The sequence below is a fragment of the Streptomyces asiaticus genome, assembly GCF_018138715.1.
Lineage (GTDB): Bacteria > Actinomycetota > Actinomycetes > Streptomycetales > Streptomycetaceae > Streptomyces > Streptomyces asiaticus.
On record NZ_JAGSHX010000006.1, the window covers coordinates 2,795,051 to 2,813,688 of the forward strand.

Genomic DNA, 18,638 nt, shown 5'->3' on the forward strand with positions numbered 1-18,638 from the left:
GCGGCAGGCGGCCGGCCGCTGGACGCGGGCGGCTACGTGCTCGCGTCCGAGTTGCCGCGCAGCGGTCATAGCGACGACGCGTCCATGTCAATCACGCGCGCACGACGGGCTGCCGGATGTGGCTTCCGGGCGCGCCCCGGGTGAGGGTGTCAGCGGATCCGCGGCAGCGTGTAGCCGCGATTGAGCCCGAACCGGGAGATGACCAGCAGGACGGCCAGTTCGCCAACGACCAGCAGGTAGGCCCCGGCCTTCGGCAGCACCGAGCCCAGCAGTTGGCCGCGCGATTCGTATCCCCAGTCATCGCCGGCGAACACGGTGGCGCCCTTCCTCGTCGGCTCGGCGCCCGCGTCGACATCCCCCTCGCCGGTACGCCCATCGGAGAACCGCCACGTCGCGCGGCAGGTGTACAGCGGGGTGCCCTTGTAGCTGTGGGTGGAGCACCGCCGCACCTCCAGCACATCGGCCCGATCCCCCGTGACCACCCGCTCGGCTTCCGGGTATTGCCACAGGCCCCACCCGACGAGGGCGGCCAGACCCAAGGCGACCAGCAGCCGGAAGATCATCTTCCGAGGCCGTTTCCCCGGCCGTTCGAGCATCCCCGTCGGATCCGGTTCCATCCCCACCACACCCCCAGCATCGCCCACCATCGCCATAATCGAGGCAAAGGTAGCCGGGGAATCACGCATTCAGTCTCCGCGAGGGGGGCTCCGGGTCGGTTCGCGGGGCCAGTGAAGCCAGTGCGGTGGGCCGGACCGCGTCGGTGGCGGTTGAGCCGAGGAGCAGTTCGGGCAGGTTGTGGGGCTGGGACCGCTCGTCGGTGGGGGTCGCCGCGGTGATGCGGTCCAGGCGGAAGCCTCGGCCGGCGCGGCGGGTGCGGCACCAGGCGATGAGGTACCAGCGGCCGTCGGCGGTGAGCAGTCCGGCCGGTTCCACGACGCGGTCGGTTTCGCGTCCGGCCGCGTCGGTGTAGGAGAGCCGCAGCGCCACGTTGTGGGTGAGGGCCCGTTCCACGGCGGTGCGGATCTCGGAGTCGGTCCGGGTCGGGCGCGTGACGATCCGTGCGGCGAGTTCGCGGGCCGCCGTCGAGGCGGGGCCGGTCATCGAGGCGGCGATCTTCTGGGCCGCGGTGCGGGCCGCGCCCGCGTAAGGGGTGGCGGCGCCGACAGCGGCGAGCGCGGCGGTCAGCGCGGAGGCTTCGTCGGCGGTGAAGCGGATCGGGGGCAGGGTCATCTCCGGGGAGATGGACCAGCCCCCGCCCCGCCCGGGTGTGGTGCGCACCGGAACGCCCGTCTCCATCAACGCCTGGAGGTCGCGCTGCACCGTGCGGGTGCTGATCTCGAATCGCGCGGCGAGCGCCGCGACCGTCAGTGGCCGCGGCGCGGCCGCGCGCAACTCCTCCACCAGCGCGTACAGCCGGGCGGTGCGGTTCATGGCGCCGACGCTACCGTCAGGCGGCGACACGCTACCGTCACGCGGTAGGGCGCTGCCGTCACGCGGTGGGACGCTACCGTCACGCGGTGGGACGCTACCGTCACGCGGTGGGACGCTACCGTCAGGCGGCGGGACGCTGCCGTCACGCGGTAGGGCGCTACCGTCACGCGGTGGCCAGGAAGTCCCGCTCACGCCGCTGTTCCCGCTCGGTGATGGTGAGGGGGAACAGGGTGAATCCGTGCATCGCCCCGGCGATGACGTCGAGCCGTACGGGCGCGCCCGCCGACCGCCAACGCTGGGCCAGGAAAAGGGAGTCGTCCAGCAGCGGATCCTCGGTGCCGACGACGACGCGAGCGGGTGGCAGACCTGCCAGGTCCGCGAAGAGCGGGGAGACCTCGGGGTCGCGGCGCCGCTCCGCCCCCATCCCCGGCGTGAACAGCTCATAGGCGCCCCGGAGCGAATCGGTGTTGCTCAGCAGCGGTCGGGGGCCGAACAACCGCACGCTCGGTGTCATCGACAGGTCGTAGGGACCGAAGAGCAGGTGGGCCGCCCGGAACGCGCCGGTGACGCCGTGCCGGTCGCGAAGGCGCAGCAGCGTCACGACGCTCAGGTGGGCACCGGCCGATTCACCGCCGATCAGCAGCCGTTCGGTACCGAACTCGGCCGCGGCGTGCTCCACCAGCCACCGGGCGACCGCCTCGCAGTCGTCGGGCCCGGCGGGGAACGGATGCTCCGGCGCCAGGCGGTACTCCACGCTCACCACCGCCAGCCGGGCCTCCACGGCAAGCCGCCAGAGCCTCTCGTCCTGCCCGTCCGCGGAGCCGAACGCCCAGCTGCCTCCGTGGATGTGCAGGTGCACGCCGTCGACGCGGTCCGGCACGAACGTCCGCACCTTCACCCCGCCCGCGACGACGCGGTCCCGGCCGTGCTCCAGTCTCACCGGTGGGGTGTCGGCACCGAGCCGATTGCGCCGCAGGAGCGCCAGCGTGGCCGCGCTCGGCACCGGCCCACGGGCCGGCCGGCTCGCCGCGTCGGCTTCGAACTTCTCGTTGAAGGCCAGGGTTTCGGCGAGGCAGTCCTCGTCTGTGATCGTCATGCCGCCGACGTTCGCAGCCGCCCGCGACAACACCCTGTCACCCTTTCTCCGTGATCTACGTCACGGCCGGTGCGGCATCCCGGCCGCGATGGCGGTGCCGCGATGTCACAGCCGTGTGCTGGACGCGATCTGGGCCGGTCACAACCCGGCGGAGGCAGGGCAGTTGGCGGCCCGGCGGTGTTCTCCATTGCGCACACTGGTGGTGCGGGGCAGGTCAGCGACGAGTTGGGGGGATACGCCATGGCGGCCGGTTGCCGGGACTGTGAGACGTGTACGAGGTCGTGGCTGGGGCGGCTGTTCCAGAACGCGGCGGTGGGGCTGATGCATGTGGTGACGATCGGCATCAGCTACCTGATCAAGAAGGGGTTCAGGCGGCACTGCCCGCAGTGCAAGCACCTGCTGTCGAGGCACGCGCGCAGGGCGGACGGTTCGTTTCGGGACTAGCGGCCCGTCCGGCGGGTCGTGCCGGACGCGGAAGGTCGAGCACCTTGCCGGTCAATCCGGGATGCCGCCGCATGAGAAAATCGCCCGCCGCCGTGCTGCCGCAAGGCCATGACTGACGGTCACCAGCCGGCTGCGGCTCCGGCGGATGTCCGGCCCGCGGCCGGGAGGCTGCCCGTGGGGCGGCGCAGGTGCCAGACGTCGGCCGGGGGCAGGTTGGCCCAGACCGTGCTGCGGCCGGTGGCGTAGCGGCGGCGGTAGTCGGCCAGCACCTCTTCGGCGGCCCGGTGCCGCCGCGCCTGGCTCCGGGAGGGCAGCAGGTTGCGGGCCTGCCGGGTGCCGCGGTAGGCGAAGTAGGCCAGGAGGCCGCCGGGGCGCAGCAGCTCCAGATACCGGCCCATGATCGCCTCGATCTGGTGAGGATCGAAGTTGGCGAAGGGCAGCGCCGAGATGATCGCGTCGTAACGGCGGCGTACGTCGAGTTCCTCGACGTACGCCTCGTGCACGCGTATCCGCCCGGACCGTCCGGCCAGGTGCGGGTGGGTGCGGACGAGGTCGCGCAGCCGACCGGTGAAGCGGGGGTTGGCCTCGACGATGTCCAGGCGGCTGCCGGCCGGCAACTGGTGGAGCAGGGAACGGGTGACCGACCCGGTACCGGCACCGGCCTCCAGGACGCTCAGCGGCCGGCCCGCCTGAGAGCGCACCGGCTCGGTCAGCGCGTGGGCCAGCGCCCTGCCGCTGGGGGCGAGGGCCCCGGTGGTGCGCATGTCGCGGGCTGCCTCGAGGAGGAACATCCAGCCTCCGGCGGCGCGCTGTCCGAGGACGTGGTCATGCGGGGTGGTCGAGTCATCCGTGGCGTGCATGGGCGCACGCTACATACCGGCTCCGCGTGGGCCGATCCCTCGGCGTGTGACGGTGCCCACGCGCGCGTCGCGAGGGGCGGCGCGGAGGGCCGACGCGTTGCGCTCCGGCGGCCGACCTGGGCGCGTTTCGGGTGAGTTGGCGGCGCGGGACGAGGGGGCGGCGCGTACGGGCACCTCGGAGCAGTGACGCGGATCACATCCACCCCTCGGGACGGTGGCTCGGCCGAGGGTTACTCCTACCTCACCGTACGCACGCGGCGGACACCCGTGGGGCCTGTCCGGCGGACCTTGGCGCCTGCGGCGGGTTGTTCCCCTCCCCGCCCCTTCCCGTAACTGGGGCTTCGCCCCAGACCCCGGGACCTGGGGCGAAGCCCTGCCACGCGGCGGACGCCCGTCGGGCCTGTCCGGCGGGTCGTGCCGGACAGGCCCCTGGTCCCGAGGAGGGCTCAGCGCTTGAGCATGAAGGTGAAGTCGCCGGTGAGCTTGCCGCTCAGCCGGACCGCGGAAACGAGCTTCTCCTCCGTGATCAGCCTCTCGACCTCGGCCCGCGAAAGACCGAAGCCTTCAGCGATCAGCCGCACCGGCCGGACGGGGATCCGCGCCGCGAAGCGGACCGAGACATCGGCTACCTCCCGGTCCAGGTGATCCGATCCGCCGGTGTCGAGGCGCCAGGCGTTGTTCCAGTCGAGGGCGATGCGATGACGGCGCCGCACGACCGGATCCTGGAGCAACTCGGCTGTCAGGCCGAGGTCGTTGTCATGCAGTCGATCGAGCAGCTCAGGTCGCACGGAGCGCACATTCATCCGCTCGAAGACCGTGAGCTTCGCCGTTTCCCCGCACCCGGTACAGAGCACGAGGAGCCAGGCGTCGATGAGCTTGTGGTTCGCGTTGACGCGGAATTTACCGTTTGCCCGGAAGCGCTCGGACGCGCACGCGTGACAACGGCGGCGAACGAGCGGCAGGCAGGTGGGCATGACCACCCAGTTGGAGAGCACAGAAGTACACCGGTTTCAGTGAGAAATCCGCAGCAAAAAGGAGCGCGGCGCAGATGCGCGACGCGCGACAAATCAGCGCTTGGGAGGTCTCACACGGTGTACAACGGCACGTCCCTGCCTGGACGACTTGGGTCGGCAGAACGGTAATGGCGCGGAGCGGCGCCGCCCCACTGGTTTTTTCGAAGCCGGTCAGCCGATCAGCCGGTCAACCGGTCAGAGGGGCTGGAGCCGACGGCGCAGGAGGCAGAACTCGTTGCCTTCGGGGTCGGCCAGGACGTACCAGTCCTCGGTGCCGGTCTGACCGACGTCTGCGGGCTTGGCGCCCAGCGCGAGCAGCCGCTCCAGCTCGGCGTCCTGATCGCGGTCGGTGGCGTTGACGTCGATGTGCAGCCGGAGCTTCTCGGGCCGGGGATCGCTGCTGGGGCTGAGGATGAGGGTGGGCTGCAAGCCGCCGAAGCCGACGCCGGGCGGCCCGATCTCGATGCCTCCGTCGTCCTCCCGGCCGATTTCGACATAGCCGAGGACCTCGCTCCAGAACGCGGCGAGCCGCTCGGGGTCGGCACAGTCGAGGATCAGTTCACTGATGCGGCATGCCATGCCCGGCAGTCTACGGAGAAAACCCGAAAAGCAACCGGCCGCTGCGGTGGAGCCACCGGAAGGTGACTCCACCGCAGCGGCCGGGCGGGCATTGACGTTTACTCGTGGGCTACGCGTGGGCGCTGATCACACCGCCGGTGCTGAGCACGATGTACACGCCGTTGGCGTCGAGCCCGGCGTCGTGTCCGTTCGCCTCCATCGTGCCCATGACGTCACCGTGGCCGATGATCTTCGCACGGTAGTGGCCCTCGCCGACCTTCGTCACCTTGGCCGTCCAACCGCCCGCGAGCTTGAAGGTGCCCGGGCCCTGGTGCTCGCCGCCCATCCAGGACTGGACCTCGCCGCCCATCGTGAGCACGACATACATGCCGTTGCCGTCGAGCCCGGCGTCCTGCCCATTCGCCTCGAACGTGGCCAGGACGTCACCGTCGTTGACGATCTTGAGGCGATAGTGCTGGTCGCCGAGCTTGTAGATCTCGCCCGTGCTGCCGTCCGCCAGGGTCTCGGTGCGGTCCGGGGATGCCGCCTCGTGCGCGGCGGCCGACTTGGTGTCGACCTTGGCGTCGGAGCCGTTGGCTCCGTTGCCACCGGAGCCCTTCGCACCGGTGGCGGAGGAGGCGCTGCTGGAGCTGGCGGAGGAGGCCGCGGGCTTCGAGCTCGCGGCGTCCGAGTCGTTGCAGGCGGTCAGGCTGAAGCCGGCGGCTGCGATCAGGACAGCGGCGGCAACGCGCAGGGTGCGGCGACGAACGGTGCGGACGGCGGTGTTGGAGCTCATTTCGGGTCCCCCCCAGGGGCAGTCGATGTGGTGGTCTTCTCGGTGCGTCACCAACTCTGGTCGGGCCCGCTACCGCGAGGCTGCCGCTCCGCTAACGGTCGGCTAACACGGCTAACACGGCCGTGAGCAGGGACAAGGACGCGGCACGGTCACGCGACCAGGCGCAGCCGGGCCGACGCGAGCGCGGCGTGACCGGCCGACGTCGGGTGCACACCGTCCGCGGCCGTCCGGGGTGGGCCCAGCGGTCGCGTTTCAGGCCTCGGCGGCGGCTTCCGCTGTGGCGGCGTCGTCGGAGGCCGCCGGTTCGGGGAGGCTGGGCAGGAGCAGGCACAGCGGGACGGCGACGGCGGTGAGGGCCACCGACCACCAGAAGGCGGTGCCGAAGCCGTCGGCCAGGGCGCCCGGGGTGTGGGCGCCGCCGGTGCTGTGCTGGAGGATGACGGCGAGGACGGCGATGCCCACCGCGCCGCCGAGCTGCTGGGCGACGCGGGTGATGATGCTGGCGTCGGGGATCTCCCCGTGCTCCAGCCCGACGTACGCGGCGCCCATGGGCGCGATCATGGCGGCGCCCAAGGCGATGCCGCGGACGAACAGCGCGGCCATGAGCAGGGCCTCGCTGGTGTCGGCGGTGACGAAGGCGAACGGCACGGTGGCCGCGGCGACCAAGGCGAATGCCGCGAAGGCGACCCCGCGGGGGCCGATGCGATCGGTGTACGTGCCCGCCAGGCCGCGCGCCAGGAGCGCGCCGACGCCCTGCGGGATGAGCAGCAGCCCGGCACCGAGCGCGTCCTCGCCGCGGACCTGCTGAAAGTACAGGGGCAGCAGCATCATCGACCCGTACAGGGAGATGCCGCCCAGGAGGAGCAGGGTGGCGGAGGAGGCCACCGCGCGGTGGCGGAACAGCCGCACATTGACCAGGGCGGCGGTGGTGCGGGTGAGCGCCCAGGCGGTGAAGCCCCCGACCAGGACGAGTCCGCCGACCAGCGGGACGAGGACCTTGGCGGTGGCGAAGCCCGCACTGCCCTCGACCTGGGAGAGGCCGTGGACGAGGGCGGCGAAACCCGGGCAGAGCAGGAGCAGCCCGACGGTGTCCAGACGGGCGCGGGGGCGGTCGGGCGCCGGTCGGTCGTCGGGCAGATTGCGCCAGGCGAGCCAGGCGCCGATGACGCAGAAGGGAATGTTGACGAAGAACAGCCAGCGCCAGTCGGCCAGATGCAGGATGAGGCCGCCCAGGACCGGGCCGAGGATCGGGCCGAGTGCGGTGGGCACGGTGATGATGGCCATGACCTTGCCGATGTTGCGGCCCTGGGCGGCCCGCATGAGCAACGTGGCCATGAGCGGCATCATCATGCCGCCCGCGCCGCCCTGGACGACGCGGAAAGCGATCAGGCTGGGCGCGTTCCACGCCAGCGCGCTCAGGACCGAGCCGAGCAGGAACACGACCAGGGCCGCGATCCACAGATACCGGCCGCCGAGCCGCGACTGGGCCCATCCGGCGAGTGGGATGGTCACGAACACCGCCAGCAGATAGCCGGTGCTCACCCACTGGATGGTGGCCAGCGGGGCGTCGAGTTCCCTCGCCAGGTCGTTGAGCGCGACGCTGACGATGGTGGTGTCGAAGACGACGGCGAGGGCGCCCACGATGAGGGTGATCGCCATGCGCCACACGGCGGGATCTACACGATCGGGATCCACACGATCGGGATCTACGCGATCTGGGTCCGCCGCCGCGGATGTGGGGTCGGACCGATTGGGAGGAGTGCTCATGAACGGCCACCTTAAGATACAGCGATCTATCTTACGGCGGCCAGAGTAAGGCGCTAGGATAAGAAAGGCAAGTCTATCTAAGGGAGGGACGCATGCCCGAGCGACGCCGCGGAGCGGCACTGGAGAAGGCGCTCCTCGATGCGGCCTGGGAAGAACTCACGGACACCGGCTACGCCAGGTTCACCATGGACGCCGTCGTCAAGCGCGCGGGCACCAGCCCGCCCGTTCTCTATCGCCGCTGGTCCAACCGCGACGACCTCGTCCGGGCGGCCATCGTCCACACCCTGAACCAGTTCCGCCTCGACGTTCCCGACACGGGGAGCCTGCGGGAGGACATCCTCACCCTCATGCGGGAGATCAACTCCACCCGCGTCCAGTTCATCACCATCATGAGCATGCACCTGGCCGACTACCACCAGGAGACCGGAAACAGCCCCGGCGATCTGCGCGACCCCCTCGTGACGGGGCGCGCGGAAGCTCTCGACGCGCTCTTCGCCCGCGCCGTGGACCGCGGCGAGGTCACACCGGAACGCCTCACCGAACGCGTCAAGTCGCTCCCCTTCGACCTGCTGCGCCATGAAATCCTCACGACCTTCGCCCCCGTGCCCGACGACGCCCTCGAAGAGATCGTGGACACGGTCTTCCTCCCCCTGGTGCGCTAGGGGGGTGTCCGGCGGATCTTTCCCCTCCCCGCCCCTTCCCGCGGCATCGATGTGCGGCTCCGCCGCGTGGCGGGGAGGGGACAGCCCGCCGCAGGCGTCACGATCCGCCGGACACTCCCTGGGCGAGACGGGTCAGCCCTCTTCGGCGACCAGGGTGTAGCGCACGGTCTGGGCCTGGATGAGGCCGTCGCGGAAGACGAAGGTGTCGACTCCGTCCCCCACCCGCGCATGGGCGGTGGCGGCCGACCACTCGAGGAAGAGGACGTCATCCGCCAACTGGGGCTTCAACTCCCAGGCGGCGTTGGGGAGATCGCCGAGCAGCGCGCCGATGCCCCGCTTCACCCCTTCGCGGCCCCGCAGCACACCGGAGGGCGTGACGAAGACCGCGTCCTCCGCGTAGTTGGCACTGATCCGGTCCAGGTCGCCCGAGCCGAGCGCTTGGCCGTGGTCATGGAAGATCTGCTCGGGGGTCCGGGTCGTCATCGCTCCAGCCGTTCCGTTCGCGGGTTGTTTCGCGGATACGCGAGGTGACTCGAGACAATAGTTGCATACGCGGATGATTGCAAGCGCTGACTATTGCGGGAGCAAGCTCCTGTCGAGTTGATCGGCCAGATCGGCCAGGCCGTCGGCGTACAGGTCAAAGTGATCCGAGGACGCGGGCGGGTCGCCGACGGGGCGGGCGACGCAGGCGGTGCGCAGGCCGAGGGTCTGCGCACCGCGCAGGTCCCAGGCGTGGGCGGCGACCATCAGCAGCCGCTCCGGCGGCCGTCCGGAGACCGTGACGGCCAGCTCGTAGACCGCCGGGTCCGGCTTGTAGGTCCGGGCGTCCTCGGCGGACAGGGCCTGGTGCCAGCGCAGTCCGGCATGGGCGTTGAGCTCCAGCAGCGCCGTCCGGCTCGCGTTGGAGAGACCGATCAGTGGGAAACGTTGGGCGAGCCGGGCCAGCCCCGCCACCGTGTCGGGCCACGGCGGGAGCCGACGGCCGGACAGGGCCAGCGCCGCCACGGCGGCCGGGTCCTCGACTCCGGCCGCGTCGGCGACGAGCCGGGCGGCTTCGTGGTCGAGGAGCTCGGTGGTGACGTAGGGCCGGGCGCCGTCGAGGACGCGGCGCTGCTCGCGGTCGATGTGCCGCTGCCACAGCGACAACAGCCGCTCGATCCCGGAATCGTCGAGCGCGGGGGCGAGTTGGCGGATACCGGCGCGGATGCCGGTGGGTTCGTCGACGAGCGTGCCGAGCACATCGAGGACGATGGCATCGATCTCCGGCTCTGACATGGGCGAGGTCTCCTGACGGAGCGGGGGCGAGGGCGGGCCGGCAGGTGGCGCGCCATGTAAGGGTTAAAATTGCGTTTAGCCGAACGTAGCGAGGAGCGCGTCAACGATGCAAGTGGCGTTGGACGATTACGTCTGGGCGGCGGGGATCGCGACCGAGCTGGTCAACACCACCGCCGAGGTCTGGCGCGGCGACGACCGCCTGCCCGACCTGGCCGCCCTCGTCGCGTTCACCGAACTGCACGGCGACCGGCCCGGGAGCGACGACGGCACTCGGGGCGCACTGGCCGAACTCGCCCGCCGTGGACGTCCGGCCGACCTTCACGCGGTGCACGCACTGCGGACCACCGTGCGGGGCCTGATCGATCACCCCGACCGCGACCGCCTCGTCGCCGGTGCGACCAGGCTCACCCCGGCCGCCCGGGGCGCCACCCTGATACCGGATCCCGCACACGAGGGCCGCGTACGGTGGGCCGTCCCGCTCCGGGACGGGGCGACCATCGCCGACGCGCTCTCACTGATCTGCGGCATGGGCATCCTCGGGGTCGTCCACACCCTCGGCGAGCGGCGGTTCCGCCCGTGCGCCGCGCCCACCTGCCGGGGAGCGTTCATCGACACCACCCGGCCCGGCAGCCGCCGCTACTGCATGCCCGGACTGTGCGGCAACCGCGTCAACGTCGCCAACCACCGCGCCCGCCAAGGAACTGGGCGGCCGTCGGCAATTCGGCCGCCCTATTAGAAGGTGACGAAAACCGGCCACATGCTCATCATGCGGCACCTCGATCCCCTGGCGGGGTCAGAGGTTCCGCTATCAGAACGCGCTGATAGATCGGGTCCGGAGCCGAGGTTTTTCATTCTTCTGAACGGTCAGAACAGTGTTGCGAATAACACATATTCACCCCTTGTAGTGCATCCGAACCCCACAGAAAAACACTATCCTCGGTCCAGTCGTTGACTGGGCGGAGGCCGGAACAGCGACGCTGCCCGCACATCCGTAGGGTCAACGACGAAGTAAGCGGGCGTGGTTCTCCACGTCTGGTGAGGGCCGCCGCCCCTGCTCCAACTGCCAGGAAGGGAGGGGCGGCGGTTTCCGGCCAACACCGTCATTGCTCGTCGCTCGCGCGCATCACCTACAGGTGATTTGCATTCGCGATCATCTCGTTGCATCCGCTATGGATAGATCGCCCGGGCAATCACTTAGCCGGACAGCAGGCAGCCGCCAATTCGAGTGGCAATTAGCCGACGCCGGAGAGCCAAAAACTCCTGCTGAGCGTCGCCGCATCCCATGCCGGACATGATGCTTTGACGAAGACACGCCCAATATGCGAACCAAGCGGCCCTTGAGGTGTTTCGTATGTGGCGTTGGCCATACCGAACGAGGGGCCAACTGGCGCGTTAAGTGCATTTACATGCGCTCCCGATCGCAAAGTTGCGGAATACCCGTCGGTAAGTATGGTCGCTATGGCGCGCGATGAGAGCTATACGGGCCAATGTCCCTGAAGCGGAGGGGAATTGTAGTGACACCCTCCGACAGCTGACGGCTGACGCTTTGTCAGTGGTTAGTGCGGGTTTAGTTGCGTCGAGCGACGTGGCTGCGTTAACTACACGACACCTGTCCGCGGGCAGGCGTACGTTCCGACGTGGTGTTCCCCCTTCCTGGCAGTTGGAGCCGAACACCCCGTCAGCCCCTCACCAGACGGACCCCGGCACATGACCGAGGGCCACGAGATCCAAGGAGAACCTGTATGGCCGAACGCAAGCGCCGGCGACACCTCGAGGTCAACCTCGACGAGCACGTGACCTTCTCCGTCCGCATCTCCCCCAAAGCGCTGCGGTGGGCCTGGGCCGTGTGCATCACGGTGGGCAGCACCGCTTGGTACACGCTGACGCACTAGGCCCTCCACGGGGCCCGCAGCGCGCCGGCGAGGCCGAGAAGCCGCCGCCCCCGGGGTCCGGGGACGGCGGCTCATCCATTCGCCCACGGCCTGAGCGGCGTCCCCGCCGTGAGAGGCCCCCGCCGCGAGAGGCCCCCGCCGTGAGAGGCCCCCGCCGTGAGAGACGCAGGTCACATTCGGGCCTGTCACATCTCTCCGAGCCGTTCCGTCAGGGAGGTGTCACCACGGCAACCACATAGGAGAGCCCATCATGGACGCTCGCTTGAACCTCTTCGGCAACCCGCTCCTCGGCACGTTCCTCAAGCACCTCAACTCCGCGGGCAAGGTGATCGGCGACTCGGCGCTGCCCGCCGCGACGCAGGAGCTGGTGAAGATCCGCGCCAGCCAGATCAACGGCTGCGGCTTCTGCACCGACATGCACACCAAGGACGCCGCGAAGGCCGGGGAGACCTCGACGCGCCTGAACCTGGTCGCGGTCTGGCGGGAGGCCACGGTGTTCACCGACGCCGAGCGCGCCGCCCTGGAGCTGGCCGAGCAGGGCACCCGCATCGCCGACGCGGCCGGTGGTGTCACGGACGAGGCGTGGGCGAAGGCCGCCGAGCACTACGACGAGGAGCAGCTCGCCGCTCTGGTGTCGATCATCGCCATCATCAACACCTACAACCGGCTGAACGTCATCGTCCAGCAGCCCGCCGGCGACTACCAGCCCGGCCAGTTCGGCTGAGGCCCGGCGCCCAGCGGCCGTCACGCGCCGCGCTGAGCGGCGCGTGACGGCCGCTCGGATCAATCGATGTGCGGGGTGATCCGGCCCCGAGTTGCGGGCCCCCACGCGGGGGGTGACGGTGGGCATAAGGGGGACGTGGGGGCTCGGGGGCTGTGGGGGGCTCGGGGGCTGTGGGGCGGGTGAAACATCCCGGGGAGCGCACTGACATCCCAGGGAGCACACTGACCGCGCACAGGAGCGGAGAAAGGCAATGACGAACGGACCTGGGCCCGTGGGGCCCATGGGTAAGGGGCCGAACGGGGAGCGGCCGCAGCAGCGGGCCGGAATGCCGCTGGGGGCACAGCAGACCGAGTACACCGGGCGGTATGTGGTCCTGCTCGATCAGCAGGAGCCCGACCGCGGTATGGAGGCGCTGCGCTCGTCCGTGGGGATCTCGTCCGTGGAGCGCGTCCGCGGGGCCGAGCCCGGGGCGGCGGAGCTGCTGGGGCGCGCCGATGTGTCGGTGGTCTTCGACGAACTCGGCGTCGCCGTCGTCGATGTGCAGCCGGACCAGCGCCATGCGCTGGTCACCACGGCGGAGGCGGAGCCGACGATCGTCGCGACGGAGCCGGAGCGCGTGGTGTACGCGTCGGTGATCACGGAGCCGCAGCGCACGCTGACCGGCTTCTTCCCGACGTACCGCAGCGACGACGACGAGGTGTCCCGGCACACCCGGGCCGAGCTCGCCACCTCGCTGGGACCGGCGTGGGACGAGCAGAACACCACCTGGGGTATCCAGGGGATCCGCGCCAACTGGTCGCATCTGACGGGCAGCGGGGTGAAAATCGCCGTGCTGGACACCGGGGTGGACACCGACCACCCGGATCTGACCGGATGCGTCGAGGCGACCGCCTCCTTCGTGTCCGGGGCGAGCGTCGAGGACGGCCATGGCCACGGCACCCACTGCGTCGGCACCGTGGCCGGTCCGGCCAAACCCGGGCACGCGCCGCGGTACGGCGTGGCCGGTGAGGCCCGGGTGCTGGTCGGCAAGGTGCTCAGCGACCAGGGCGTGGGCTCCGACGGCGAGATCCTGGCGGGGATGGCCTGGGCGGTCGCCCAGGGCGCCCGGGTGGTCTCCATGTCGCTCGGGGCTCCGGTGGAGCCGGGCGAGCTGTTCCCGCAGACGTACGAGAACGTGGCGCGGCGCGCGCTGCGGCGCGGCACCGTGATCGTGGCCGCGGCGGGCAACGAGAGCCGGCGGCCCGGCTTCGTGGCGCCGGTGGGGCGGCCCGCCAACTGCCCGTCCATCCTGGCGGTGGCGGCGCTCGGCAAAGACCTGGGGACCGCGTTCTTCTCCTGCGGCGCCATCAACGGCGCGGGCGGGGAGGTCAATATCGCGGCGCCCGGGGTCGACATCTTCTCGGCCGCGCCCGACGGGACGTACCAGACGATGAGCGGCACCAGCATGGCGACACCGCATGCCGCCGGTGTGGCGACGCTGCTGGCGCAGGCGCATCCGGACGCCTCGGCGGCCGACCTGAGCACCCGTCTGCTGTCCGGCGCCCATCCGCTGGCGCAACCGGGCGCGGACATCGGCGCCGGTCTGCTCCAGGCCCCGTGAGCGGCGGCGCCATGGGGCGGACGGCACGGTCCGGGCCGGTCGGGGTCATCCTCTCGGTCGACCCGGACCGGTTCGCGCAGGTGGTGGAGGCCGCGCGCCGGGTAGGGCTGACGGTCACCGGTGAGCAGCCGATCCTGGGCTCGCTGTCCGGGACGATCGCGGAGGACCGGATCCCGGTGCTGGAGGCGGTGGACGGGGTGGAGTCGGTGGACCGGGAGCAGATCGTCCGGCTGCCGCCGCCCGACGCGCCGCTTCAGTGAGCCCCGGCGGACCGACTCGCCGCGTCAGACGTGGTCGAACGGCTCGGCGTACTTGAAGGGGCCCTTGACGGTCGGCTGGTAGGCGGTCAGGGTCCGGACCTGGAAGTACTCGCCCCAGGCCGGATCCGGGGCCGTGATGCCGTACTCGGTCGCCGGGCGGAAGCCGAACCGGCCGTAGTAGGCGGGGCTGCCCAGCAGGGCGACCAGCGATTCGCCGAACGCGTCCGCGGCGCCGAGCACCGCGTGGACGAGCGCGAGGCCCACACCGCGGCCCTGATGGGCGGGGTGCACGCTGAGCGGGCCGAGGCCGAGGGCGAGGGCCAGATCGGAGCCGACATGGCCGCGGGTGCACACGACATGTCCGATCACCTCACCGCGGTCGCCGGTGGCGACGAACGACAGCGCGGGCAACCAGCCGTCGCTGATCCGGAGCTCGTCCAGCAGCGTGGCCTCGATCGGCGGTGGCGGGGCTGGGCTGTTCACGGTGTCCGAGGTATCCGACTTGGCGAACGCGGCCGAGGTGACGGTCCGTACGGCGTCGATGTCGGAGCGGGTCTCTCGTCGGATCAGCATCGGGTCAGGATGCGTCCGGATGGCGCACTACGGCAAACGGATTGTGCGCCCGCGCGGGGGGCGGGCGGCGCGGGCGGCGCGGGCGGCCGTAATTGGTTCGACTCGGCGGCCGCGGCTCCGGCAGCCTCCCGTCATGGACCCCCGTTACTGGCCCCTGTACGGGCTTCGCCTGCGTACGCCACGCCTGGAGCTGCGGCTTCCCGACGTCCCCCTGCTCGACGAGCTCGCCGCGGTCGCGGCGGGCGGGGTGCACGATCCGGACGAGATGCCCTTCGGCGTCCCGTGGACCGACGCGCCCCCTGAGGAGCGCGGACGCGGCACCTTCCAGCATGTGCTGCGCACGATCGCCGAATGGCGGCCGGAACAGTGGACGCTGAGCCTCGCGGTGCTGCACGAGGGGGCGGTGATCGGGCGGCAGGACCTGTTCGCAACCGAGTTCGCCGTCACGCGGGAGGCCGAGACCGGCTCCTGGCTGGGCACCGCCCACCAGGGCAAGGGTCTGGGCACGGAGATGCGGGCGGCGGTGGCGCACCTGGCGTTCGAGGGGCTGGGCGCGCTGTCGCTGGTCTCGGGCGCGATGGTGGAGAACGGCCGCTCGCTGGGGGTGTCCCGGCGGATCGGCTACCGCCCCGACGGGCTGTCCGTGCTCGCCGTACGGGGCGAGGCCCGCACCCTTCAGCGGCTGCGGCTGGACCGCGCGGCCTGGGAGGAGCACCGCGCCACGCCGGTCGAGATCGCCGGACTGGAGCCGTGCCGCGCGCTGTTCGGCGCTTCCTGACGCCCTTTGGCCGTGACGTCCTCGGACTGCGGGAGTGCGAGCCCGCATTGCCCGCTCTACGGTGGTTTGAGGGGGCCCGAGACGGCTACAAGGTGTCCGGCGGACCACGCGGCGGCGCCGCATCTCGGTGCTTTCCCCTCCCCGCCCCTTCCCGAAGCCTCGATATGCGGCTCCGCCGCGTGGCAGGGGCTCCGCCCCTGGACCCCGGGGTCTGGGGCGAAGCCCCACCTTCCAGCCCCGTCGGGGAGCACCTCCCAGCGGTAGCCATCCAGCCCCTCCGGCGCTTGAGGAGCGGGGTCTGGGGCAAAGCCCCGCCATCCGGCCTCTCCAGGGGGCGCCTCCCAGCGGTAGCTGGGGGAGCTTGAGGAGCGGGCTCTGGGGCGGAGCCCCACCATCCAGCCCCTCCGGCGCCTGAGGAACGGGATCCGGGGCCAAGCCCCACCATCCAGCCCCTCCGGCGCCTGAGGAACGGGATCCGGGGCGGAGCCCCAGTTGTGGGAAGGGGCGGGGAGGGGAGCAGCCCGCCGCAGGCGGCAAGAGACCCGCCGGCGCCCCGACGGCCGAGATCAAGGAGATTCCGACCGACAAGTCGGAGTGACCAGGCCGGACTCATAGGCCGCGATGACGAGTTGGGCGCGGTCGCGGGCGCCCAACTTGCCCATGATGCGGCTGACATGGGTCTTGGCGGTGAGCGGTGAGAGGCCGAGGGTCTGCGCGGCCTCGGCGTTGTTGAGGCCCCGGGCCACGAGGGCGAGCACCTGCCGTTCGCGCTCGGAGAGCGCGGCCAGCGCGGCGGGCGCGGGACCGCCGGGCGGCGGGGCCTCCGGCAGGCGCAGGACACGCGCGATGAGCCGGGCGGTGGGGCCGGGCGAGAGCAGGGACTCCCCCGCCGCCACGGTCCGTATGGCGTCGAGGAGTTCGGCGGGCCTGGTGTCCTTCACCAGGAAGCCGGACGCGCCCGCGCGCAGCGCCTCGACGATGTGCTCATCGGTGTCGTACGTCGTCAGCACGAGCACCTTGACCCCGGCGAGGTCCTCGTCGGCGGCGATGCGGCGGGTGGCCTCGATGCCGTCGAGATCGGGCATCCGGATGTCCATGACCACGAGGTCGGCGCGGGCGGTGCGGGCCAGTTCGACGGCCTCGCGGCCGGTGCCCGCCTGCCCGACGACGTCCATGTCGCAGGCCGAGGACACCAGCATGGCGAAGGCGGAACGGACCAGCGTCTGGTCGTCCGCGAGCAGCACCCTGATCGGCGCGGCGGCCCCGGGCGCGGGGGCCGGTGCGGTGGCCCCTGAGGGCGGGCCGGCGGGGCTGGTCCCCGGCCCGGGGCCCACTGGGCCGGTCCCGGGCGCCGGGTCCGGTGGCGTGGTCATGCGGTGGCCTCCCTGGGCGGCACGGCGGTCTGTCCGGTACCGGTGGCGGTGCCAGCTGCGGTGGCAGGGCCCGTACCGGTGCCAGCGCCCGTACCGGTGCCAGCGGCCGTACGGCCGCCAGGCGGGCCGCCCCTCCCCCACGGCAGCGCGGCCCCGATCGCGAAGCCGGGCCCGTCCTCGCGCGGTCCTGCGGACAGGGTGCCCGCGACGCTGCGGGCCCGCTCGCGCATGCCCACGATGCCGTAGCCCGTTTCGGCGGGCGCGGTAAGGGGCGCGTCCTCGCCCCTCGGCCCGTCGTCCACAGCGGCGACGCTCAGCTTTCCCTCGTCCCGTACGAGCGTGATCCGCACCCTCGTACCGGGCGCGTGGCGGACCGCGTTGGTCAGGGCCTCCTGCACGATCCGGTACGCGGCGGCGCCCACGGCGGGCGACAGTTCGGACGCCTCCACGTCGACCGTAAGGTCCACACGGACGCCCGCCGCCTCCGCCGCCGCTGCCAGGTCGGCGAGTCCGGCGAGCCCCGGCAGCGGCCCGGTGTCCTCCTCGTCCGCATGCTCGGCGTCGCCGCCCGCGCCGCCGCGGAGCACCTGGAGGGTGGCCCGGAGCTCGGCGCGGGCGTCCCGGCAGGTGTCGGCGATCGAGTCGAGCGACTTGGCCATCGCCTGGCGGTCCAGCCGCTCGGGGTCGGCGATCAGGACATGCGCCGCGACGGAGGTCTGGACGCCGATGAGGGTGATGCTGTGCGCGAGCAGATCGTGCAGATCGCGGGCGATGCGCAGCCGTTCCTCGGCGACCCGCCGGGCCGCCTCGTCCTCGCGGGTCCGCTCGGCGCGTTCGGCCCGTTCCAGGATCGCGGCGATGTACTTGCGGTGGATGCGGACCGCCTCGCCGATCACCACGACCGACAGCACCCAGCCGGAGGTGCGCAGCATGTCGAGACTGGCGTGCGGCTTCCCGCTCAGGGCCATCACCGACACCATGATCGAGATCACGGCGGTGACGGTGAGGAAGGACCGCAGCGGCGGGCCCATGACGGCGAGCGTGTAGACGGCGAGAAGCCCGGCCGGGACGACCGCGAGATGGACGTTGCCCATGGCGTGGTACGGCCCGACCATGAACACCACCAGCACGGTGACCACCATCGGGCTGTGCCGCCGCCCGATGAGCACCGTGGCGCTGGCGGCGAGCAGCGCCCAGCCGAAGGCGTCCGGGCGATGGCCGTTCCGGTCGGGGTTGAGCAGCACCAGGACCACCTGGAGGACCAGCACCGCACCGGCGATCCGGGCGTCCACCCGCCGCCGCCTGCGGGCCTCCTCCGGGGCCTCCGCGGGGCGGGGGCCGTTGTGCAGGGCACGCGACGCGGAGGCGATCGCGCGGTGGAGGGCGGCGCGCGCGGCAGGGTGCCGGGCGTCGGCGGCACGCTCGGGCAGGGTGGTCGCCGAGTGGGTCGTAGGAGGTACGGGCACGGGCTCCATCCTCGGGGATCCGCCTCGGGCCGATCCATAGGGCTGTATGCGTTCCATAGGGCGGGTACGG

The 18,638-nt window shown here is 71.5% G+C and carries 20 protein-coding genes; 7 read left to right on the forward strand and 13 right to left on the reverse strand.

What is annotated here, in order from left to right; genetic code table 11:
• Positions 1-149: 149 nt before the first annotated feature.
• The 8 genes from KHP12_RS19450 to KHP12_RS19485 all read right to left on the reverse strand — a co-directional run bounded on the left by KHP12_RS19450 (position 150) and on the right by KHP12_RS19485 (position 7,857).
• Complete coding sequence (locus KHP12_RS19450) at positions 150-563, reverse strand: hypothetical protein (protein ID WP_210609268.1); 414 nt, start codon at positions 561-563, stop codon at positions 150-152.
• A gap of 115 nt (positions 564-678) precedes the next feature.
• Positions 679-1,431 carry a helix-turn-helix transcriptional regulator gene (locus tag KHP12_RS19455; protein WP_211833217.1) on the reverse strand — a complete coding sequence of 251 codons (753 nt, stop codon included), beginning with the start codon at positions 1,429-1,431 and terminating at the stop codon, positions 679-681.
• Between the two features lie 163 nt (positions 1,432-1,594).
• Positions 1,595-2,527, reverse strand: coding sequence for an alpha/beta hydrolase (locus KHP12_RS19460; protein WP_086881128.1), 933 nt, complete (start codon positions 2,525-2,527; stop codon positions 1,595-1,597).
• Positions 2,528-3,090: 563 nt separating this feature from the next.
• Entirely contained in the window at positions 3,091-3,831 is a 741-nt protein-coding gene (locus tag KHP12_RS19465; protein ID WP_086881127.1) for a class I SAM-dependent methyltransferase, read from the reverse strand.
• Between the two features lie 446 nt (positions 3,832-4,277).
• The gene (locus KHP12_RS19470) at positions 4,278-4,826 is read right to left on the reverse strand and encodes a DUF1062 domain-containing protein (protein WP_086881126.1); all 549 of its coding nucleotides are present in this window, start codon (positions 4,824-4,826) and stop codon (positions 4,278-4,280) included.
• Positions 4,827-5,039: 213 nt separating this feature from the next.
• Complete coding sequence (locus KHP12_RS19475; RefSeq protein WP_086881125.1) at positions 5,040-5,423, reverse strand: VOC family protein; 384 nt, start codon at positions 5,421-5,423, stop codon at positions 5,040-5,042.
• A 109-nt stretch (positions 5,424-5,532) separates the two neighbouring features.
• Complete coding sequence (locus tag KHP12_RS19480; RefSeq protein WP_086881124.1) at positions 5,533-6,198, reverse strand: hypothetical protein; 666 nt, start codon at positions 6,196-6,198, stop codon at positions 5,533-5,535.
• Positions 6,199-6,450: 252 nt separating this feature from the next.
• Complete coding sequence (locus KHP12_RS19485; protein ID WP_208652945.1) at positions 6,451-7,857, reverse strand: MDR family MFS transporter; 1,407 nt, start codon at positions 7,855-7,857, stop codon at positions 6,451-6,453.
• A 200-nt stretch (positions 7,858-8,057) separates the two neighbouring features.
• Between KHP12_RS19485 and KHP12_RS19490 the strand changes: the two genes are divergently transcribed.
• Positions 8,058-8,627 (forward strand): TetR/AcrR family transcriptional regulator, encoded by a 570-nt coding sequence (locus KHP12_RS19490; protein ID WP_211833219.1) that lies wholly within the window; start codon positions 8,058-8,060, stop codon positions 8,625-8,627.
• 132 nt (positions 8,628-8,759) lie between these two features.
• Here the strand turns inward: KHP12_RS19490 and KHP12_RS19495 are convergent, their stop codons facing one another.
• Entirely contained in the window at positions 8,760-9,110 is a 351-nt protein-coding gene (locus KHP12_RS19495; RefSeq protein ID WP_086881121.1) for a nuclear transport factor 2 family protein, read from the reverse strand.
• Between the two features lie 90 nt (positions 9,111-9,200).
• On the reverse strand, positions 9,201-9,902 hold the full coding sequence (locus KHP12_RS19500) for a haloacid dehalogenase type II (RefSeq protein ID WP_211833220.1): 702 nt from the start codon (positions 9,900-9,902) through the stop codon (positions 9,201-9,203).
• 106 nt (positions 9,903-10,008) lie between these two features.
• Here KHP12_RS19500 and KHP12_RS19505 point away from each other — a divergent pair, with 106 nt between their 5' ends.
• From KHP12_RS19505 to KHP12_RS19525, 5 genes are all read left to right on the forward strand, one after another.
• Entirely contained in the window at positions 10,009-10,638 is a 630-nt protein-coding gene (locus KHP12_RS19505; protein ID WP_208652944.1) for a CGNR zinc finger domain-containing protein, read from the forward strand.
• Positions 10,639-11,644: 1,006 nt separating this feature from the next.
• Positions 11,645-11,794 carry a hypothetical protein gene (locus tag KHP12_RS19510; protein WP_020871413.1) on the forward strand — a complete coding sequence of 50 codons (150 nt, stop codon included), beginning with the start codon at positions 11,645-11,647 and terminating at the stop codon, positions 11,792-11,794.
• A 250-nt stretch (positions 11,795-12,044) separates the two neighbouring features.
• On the forward strand, positions 12,045-12,518 hold the full coding sequence (locus KHP12_RS19515; RefSeq protein ID WP_037946047.1) for a carboxymuconolactone decarboxylase family protein: 474 nt from the start codon (positions 12,045-12,047) through the stop codon (positions 12,516-12,518).
• Positions 12,519-12,768: 250 nt separating this feature from the next.
• Positions 12,769-14,118 (forward strand): S8 family peptidase, encoded by a 1,350-nt coding sequence (locus tag KHP12_RS19520; RefSeq protein ID WP_210609269.1) that lies wholly within the window; start codon positions 12,769-12,771, stop codon positions 14,116-14,118.
• Positions 14,115-14,378 carry a hypothetical protein gene (locus KHP12_RS19525; RefSeq protein ID WP_244203310.1) on the forward strand — a complete coding sequence of 88 codons (264 nt, stop codon included), beginning with the start codon at positions 14,115-14,117 and terminating at the stop codon, positions 14,376-14,378. The genes KHP12_RS19520 and KHP12_RS19525 overlap by 4 nt, the downstream gene beginning before the upstream one ends.
• Positions 14,379-14,402: 24 nt before the next feature.
• Here the strand turns inward: KHP12_RS19525 and KHP12_RS19530 are convergent, their stop codons facing one another.
• Positions 14,403-14,951: a GNAT family N-acetyltransferase gene (locus KHP12_RS19530; protein ID WP_210609270.1), complete on the reverse strand. Its 549-nt coding sequence runs from the start codon at positions 14,949-14,951 to the stop codon at positions 14,403-14,405.
• Between the two features lie 133 nt (positions 14,952-15,084).
• On the opposite strand from KHP12_RS19530, the gene KHP12_RS19535 reads away from it, so the two are divergent.
• Positions 15,085-15,729 (forward strand): GNAT family N-acetyltransferase, encoded by a 645-nt coding sequence (locus KHP12_RS19535; RefSeq protein ID WP_211833221.1) that lies wholly within the window; start codon positions 15,085-15,087, stop codon positions 15,727-15,729.
• Positions 15,730-16,295: 566 nt separating this feature from the next.
• Here the strand turns inward: KHP12_RS19535 and KHP12_RS19540 are convergent.
• Entirely contained in the window at positions 16,296-17,102 is an 807-nt protein-coding gene (locus tag KHP12_RS19540) for a response regulator transcription factor (RefSeq protein WP_086882333.1), read from the reverse strand.
• Positions 17,099-18,577, reverse strand: coding sequence for a sensor histidine kinase (locus KHP12_RS19545; RefSeq protein ID WP_086882332.1), 1,479 nt, complete (start codon positions 18,575-18,577; stop codon positions 17,099-17,101). The genes KHP12_RS19540 and KHP12_RS19545 overlap by 4 nt, the downstream gene beginning before the upstream one ends.
• Positions 18,578-18,638 lie beyond the last annotated feature (61 nt).

Excerpts from the sequence above, each read along its gene's own strand:
- KHP12_RS19485 (WP_208652945.1), bottom strand. The coding sequence starts at position 7,857 with ATGGCGATCACCCTCATCGTGGGCGCCCTCGCCGTCGTCTTCGACACC.
- KHP12_RS19530 (WP_210609270.1), bottom strand. The coding sequence starts at position 14,951 with ATGCTGATCCGACGAGAGACCCGCTCCGACATCGACGCCGTACGGACC.
- KHP12_RS19520 (WP_210609269.1), top strand. The coding sequence starts at position 12,769 with ATGACGAACGGACCTGGGCCCGTGGGGCCCATGGGTAAGGGGCCGAAC.
- KHP12_RS19505 (WP_208652944.1), top strand. The coding sequence starts at position 10,009 with ATGCAAGTGGCGTTGGACGATTACGTCTGGGCGGCGGGGATCGCGACC.
- KHP12_RS19450 (WP_210609268.1), bottom strand. The coding sequence starts at position 563 with ATGATCTTCCGGCTGCTGGTCGCCTTGGGTCTGGCCGCCCTCGTCGGG.
- KHP12_RS19500 (WP_211833220.1), bottom strand. The coding sequence starts at position 9,902 with ATGTCAGAGCCGGAGATCGATGCCATCGTCCTCGATGTGCTCGGCACG.
- KHP12_RS19495 (WP_086881121.1), bottom strand. The coding sequence starts at position 9,110 with ATGACGACCCGGACCCCCGAGCAGATCTTCCATGACCACGGCCAAGCG.
- KHP12_RS19480 (WP_086881124.1), bottom strand. The coding sequence starts at position 6,198 with ATGAGCTCCAACACCGCCGTCCGCACCGTTCGTCGCCGCACCCTGCGC.
- KHP12_RS19535 (WP_211833221.1), top strand. The coding sequence starts at position 15,085 with ATGGACCCCCGTTACTGGCCCCTGTACGGGCTTCGCCTGCGTACGCCA.
- KHP12_RS19490 (WP_211833219.1), top strand. The coding sequence starts at position 8,058 with ATGCCCGAGCGACGCCGCGGAGCGGCACTGGAGAAGGCGCTCCTCGAT.
- KHP12_RS19510 (WP_020871413.1), top strand. The coding sequence starts at position 11,645 with ATGGCCGAACGCAAGCGCCGGCGACACCTCGAGGTCAACCTCGACGAG.
- KHP12_RS19455 (WP_211833217.1), bottom strand. The coding sequence starts at position 1,431 with ATGAACCGCACCGCCCGGCTGTACGCGCTGGTGGAGGAGTTGCGCGCG.
- KHP12_RS19540 (WP_086882333.1), bottom strand. The coding sequence starts at position 17,102 with ATGACCACGCCACCGGACCCGGCGCCCGGGACCGGCCCAGTGGGCCCC.
- KHP12_RS19475 (WP_086881125.1), bottom strand. The coding sequence starts at position 5,423 with ATGGCATGCCGCATCAGTGAACTGATCCTCGACTGTGCCGACCCCGAG.
- KHP12_RS19545 (WP_086882332.1), bottom strand. The coding sequence starts at position 18,577 with ATGGAGCCCGTGCCCGTACCTCCTACGACCCACTCGGCGACCACCCTG.
- KHP12_RS19515 (WP_037946047.1), top strand. The coding sequence starts at position 12,045 with ATGGACGCTCGCTTGAACCTCTTCGGCAACCCGCTCCTCGGCACGTTC.
- KHP12_RS19460 (WP_086881128.1), bottom strand. The coding sequence starts at position 2,527 with ATGACGATCACAGACGAGGACTGCCTCGCCGAAACCCTGGCCTTCAAC.
- KHP12_RS19465 (WP_086881127.1), bottom strand. The coding sequence starts at position 3,831 with ATGCACGCCACGGATGACTCGACCACCCCGCATGACCACGTCCTCGGA.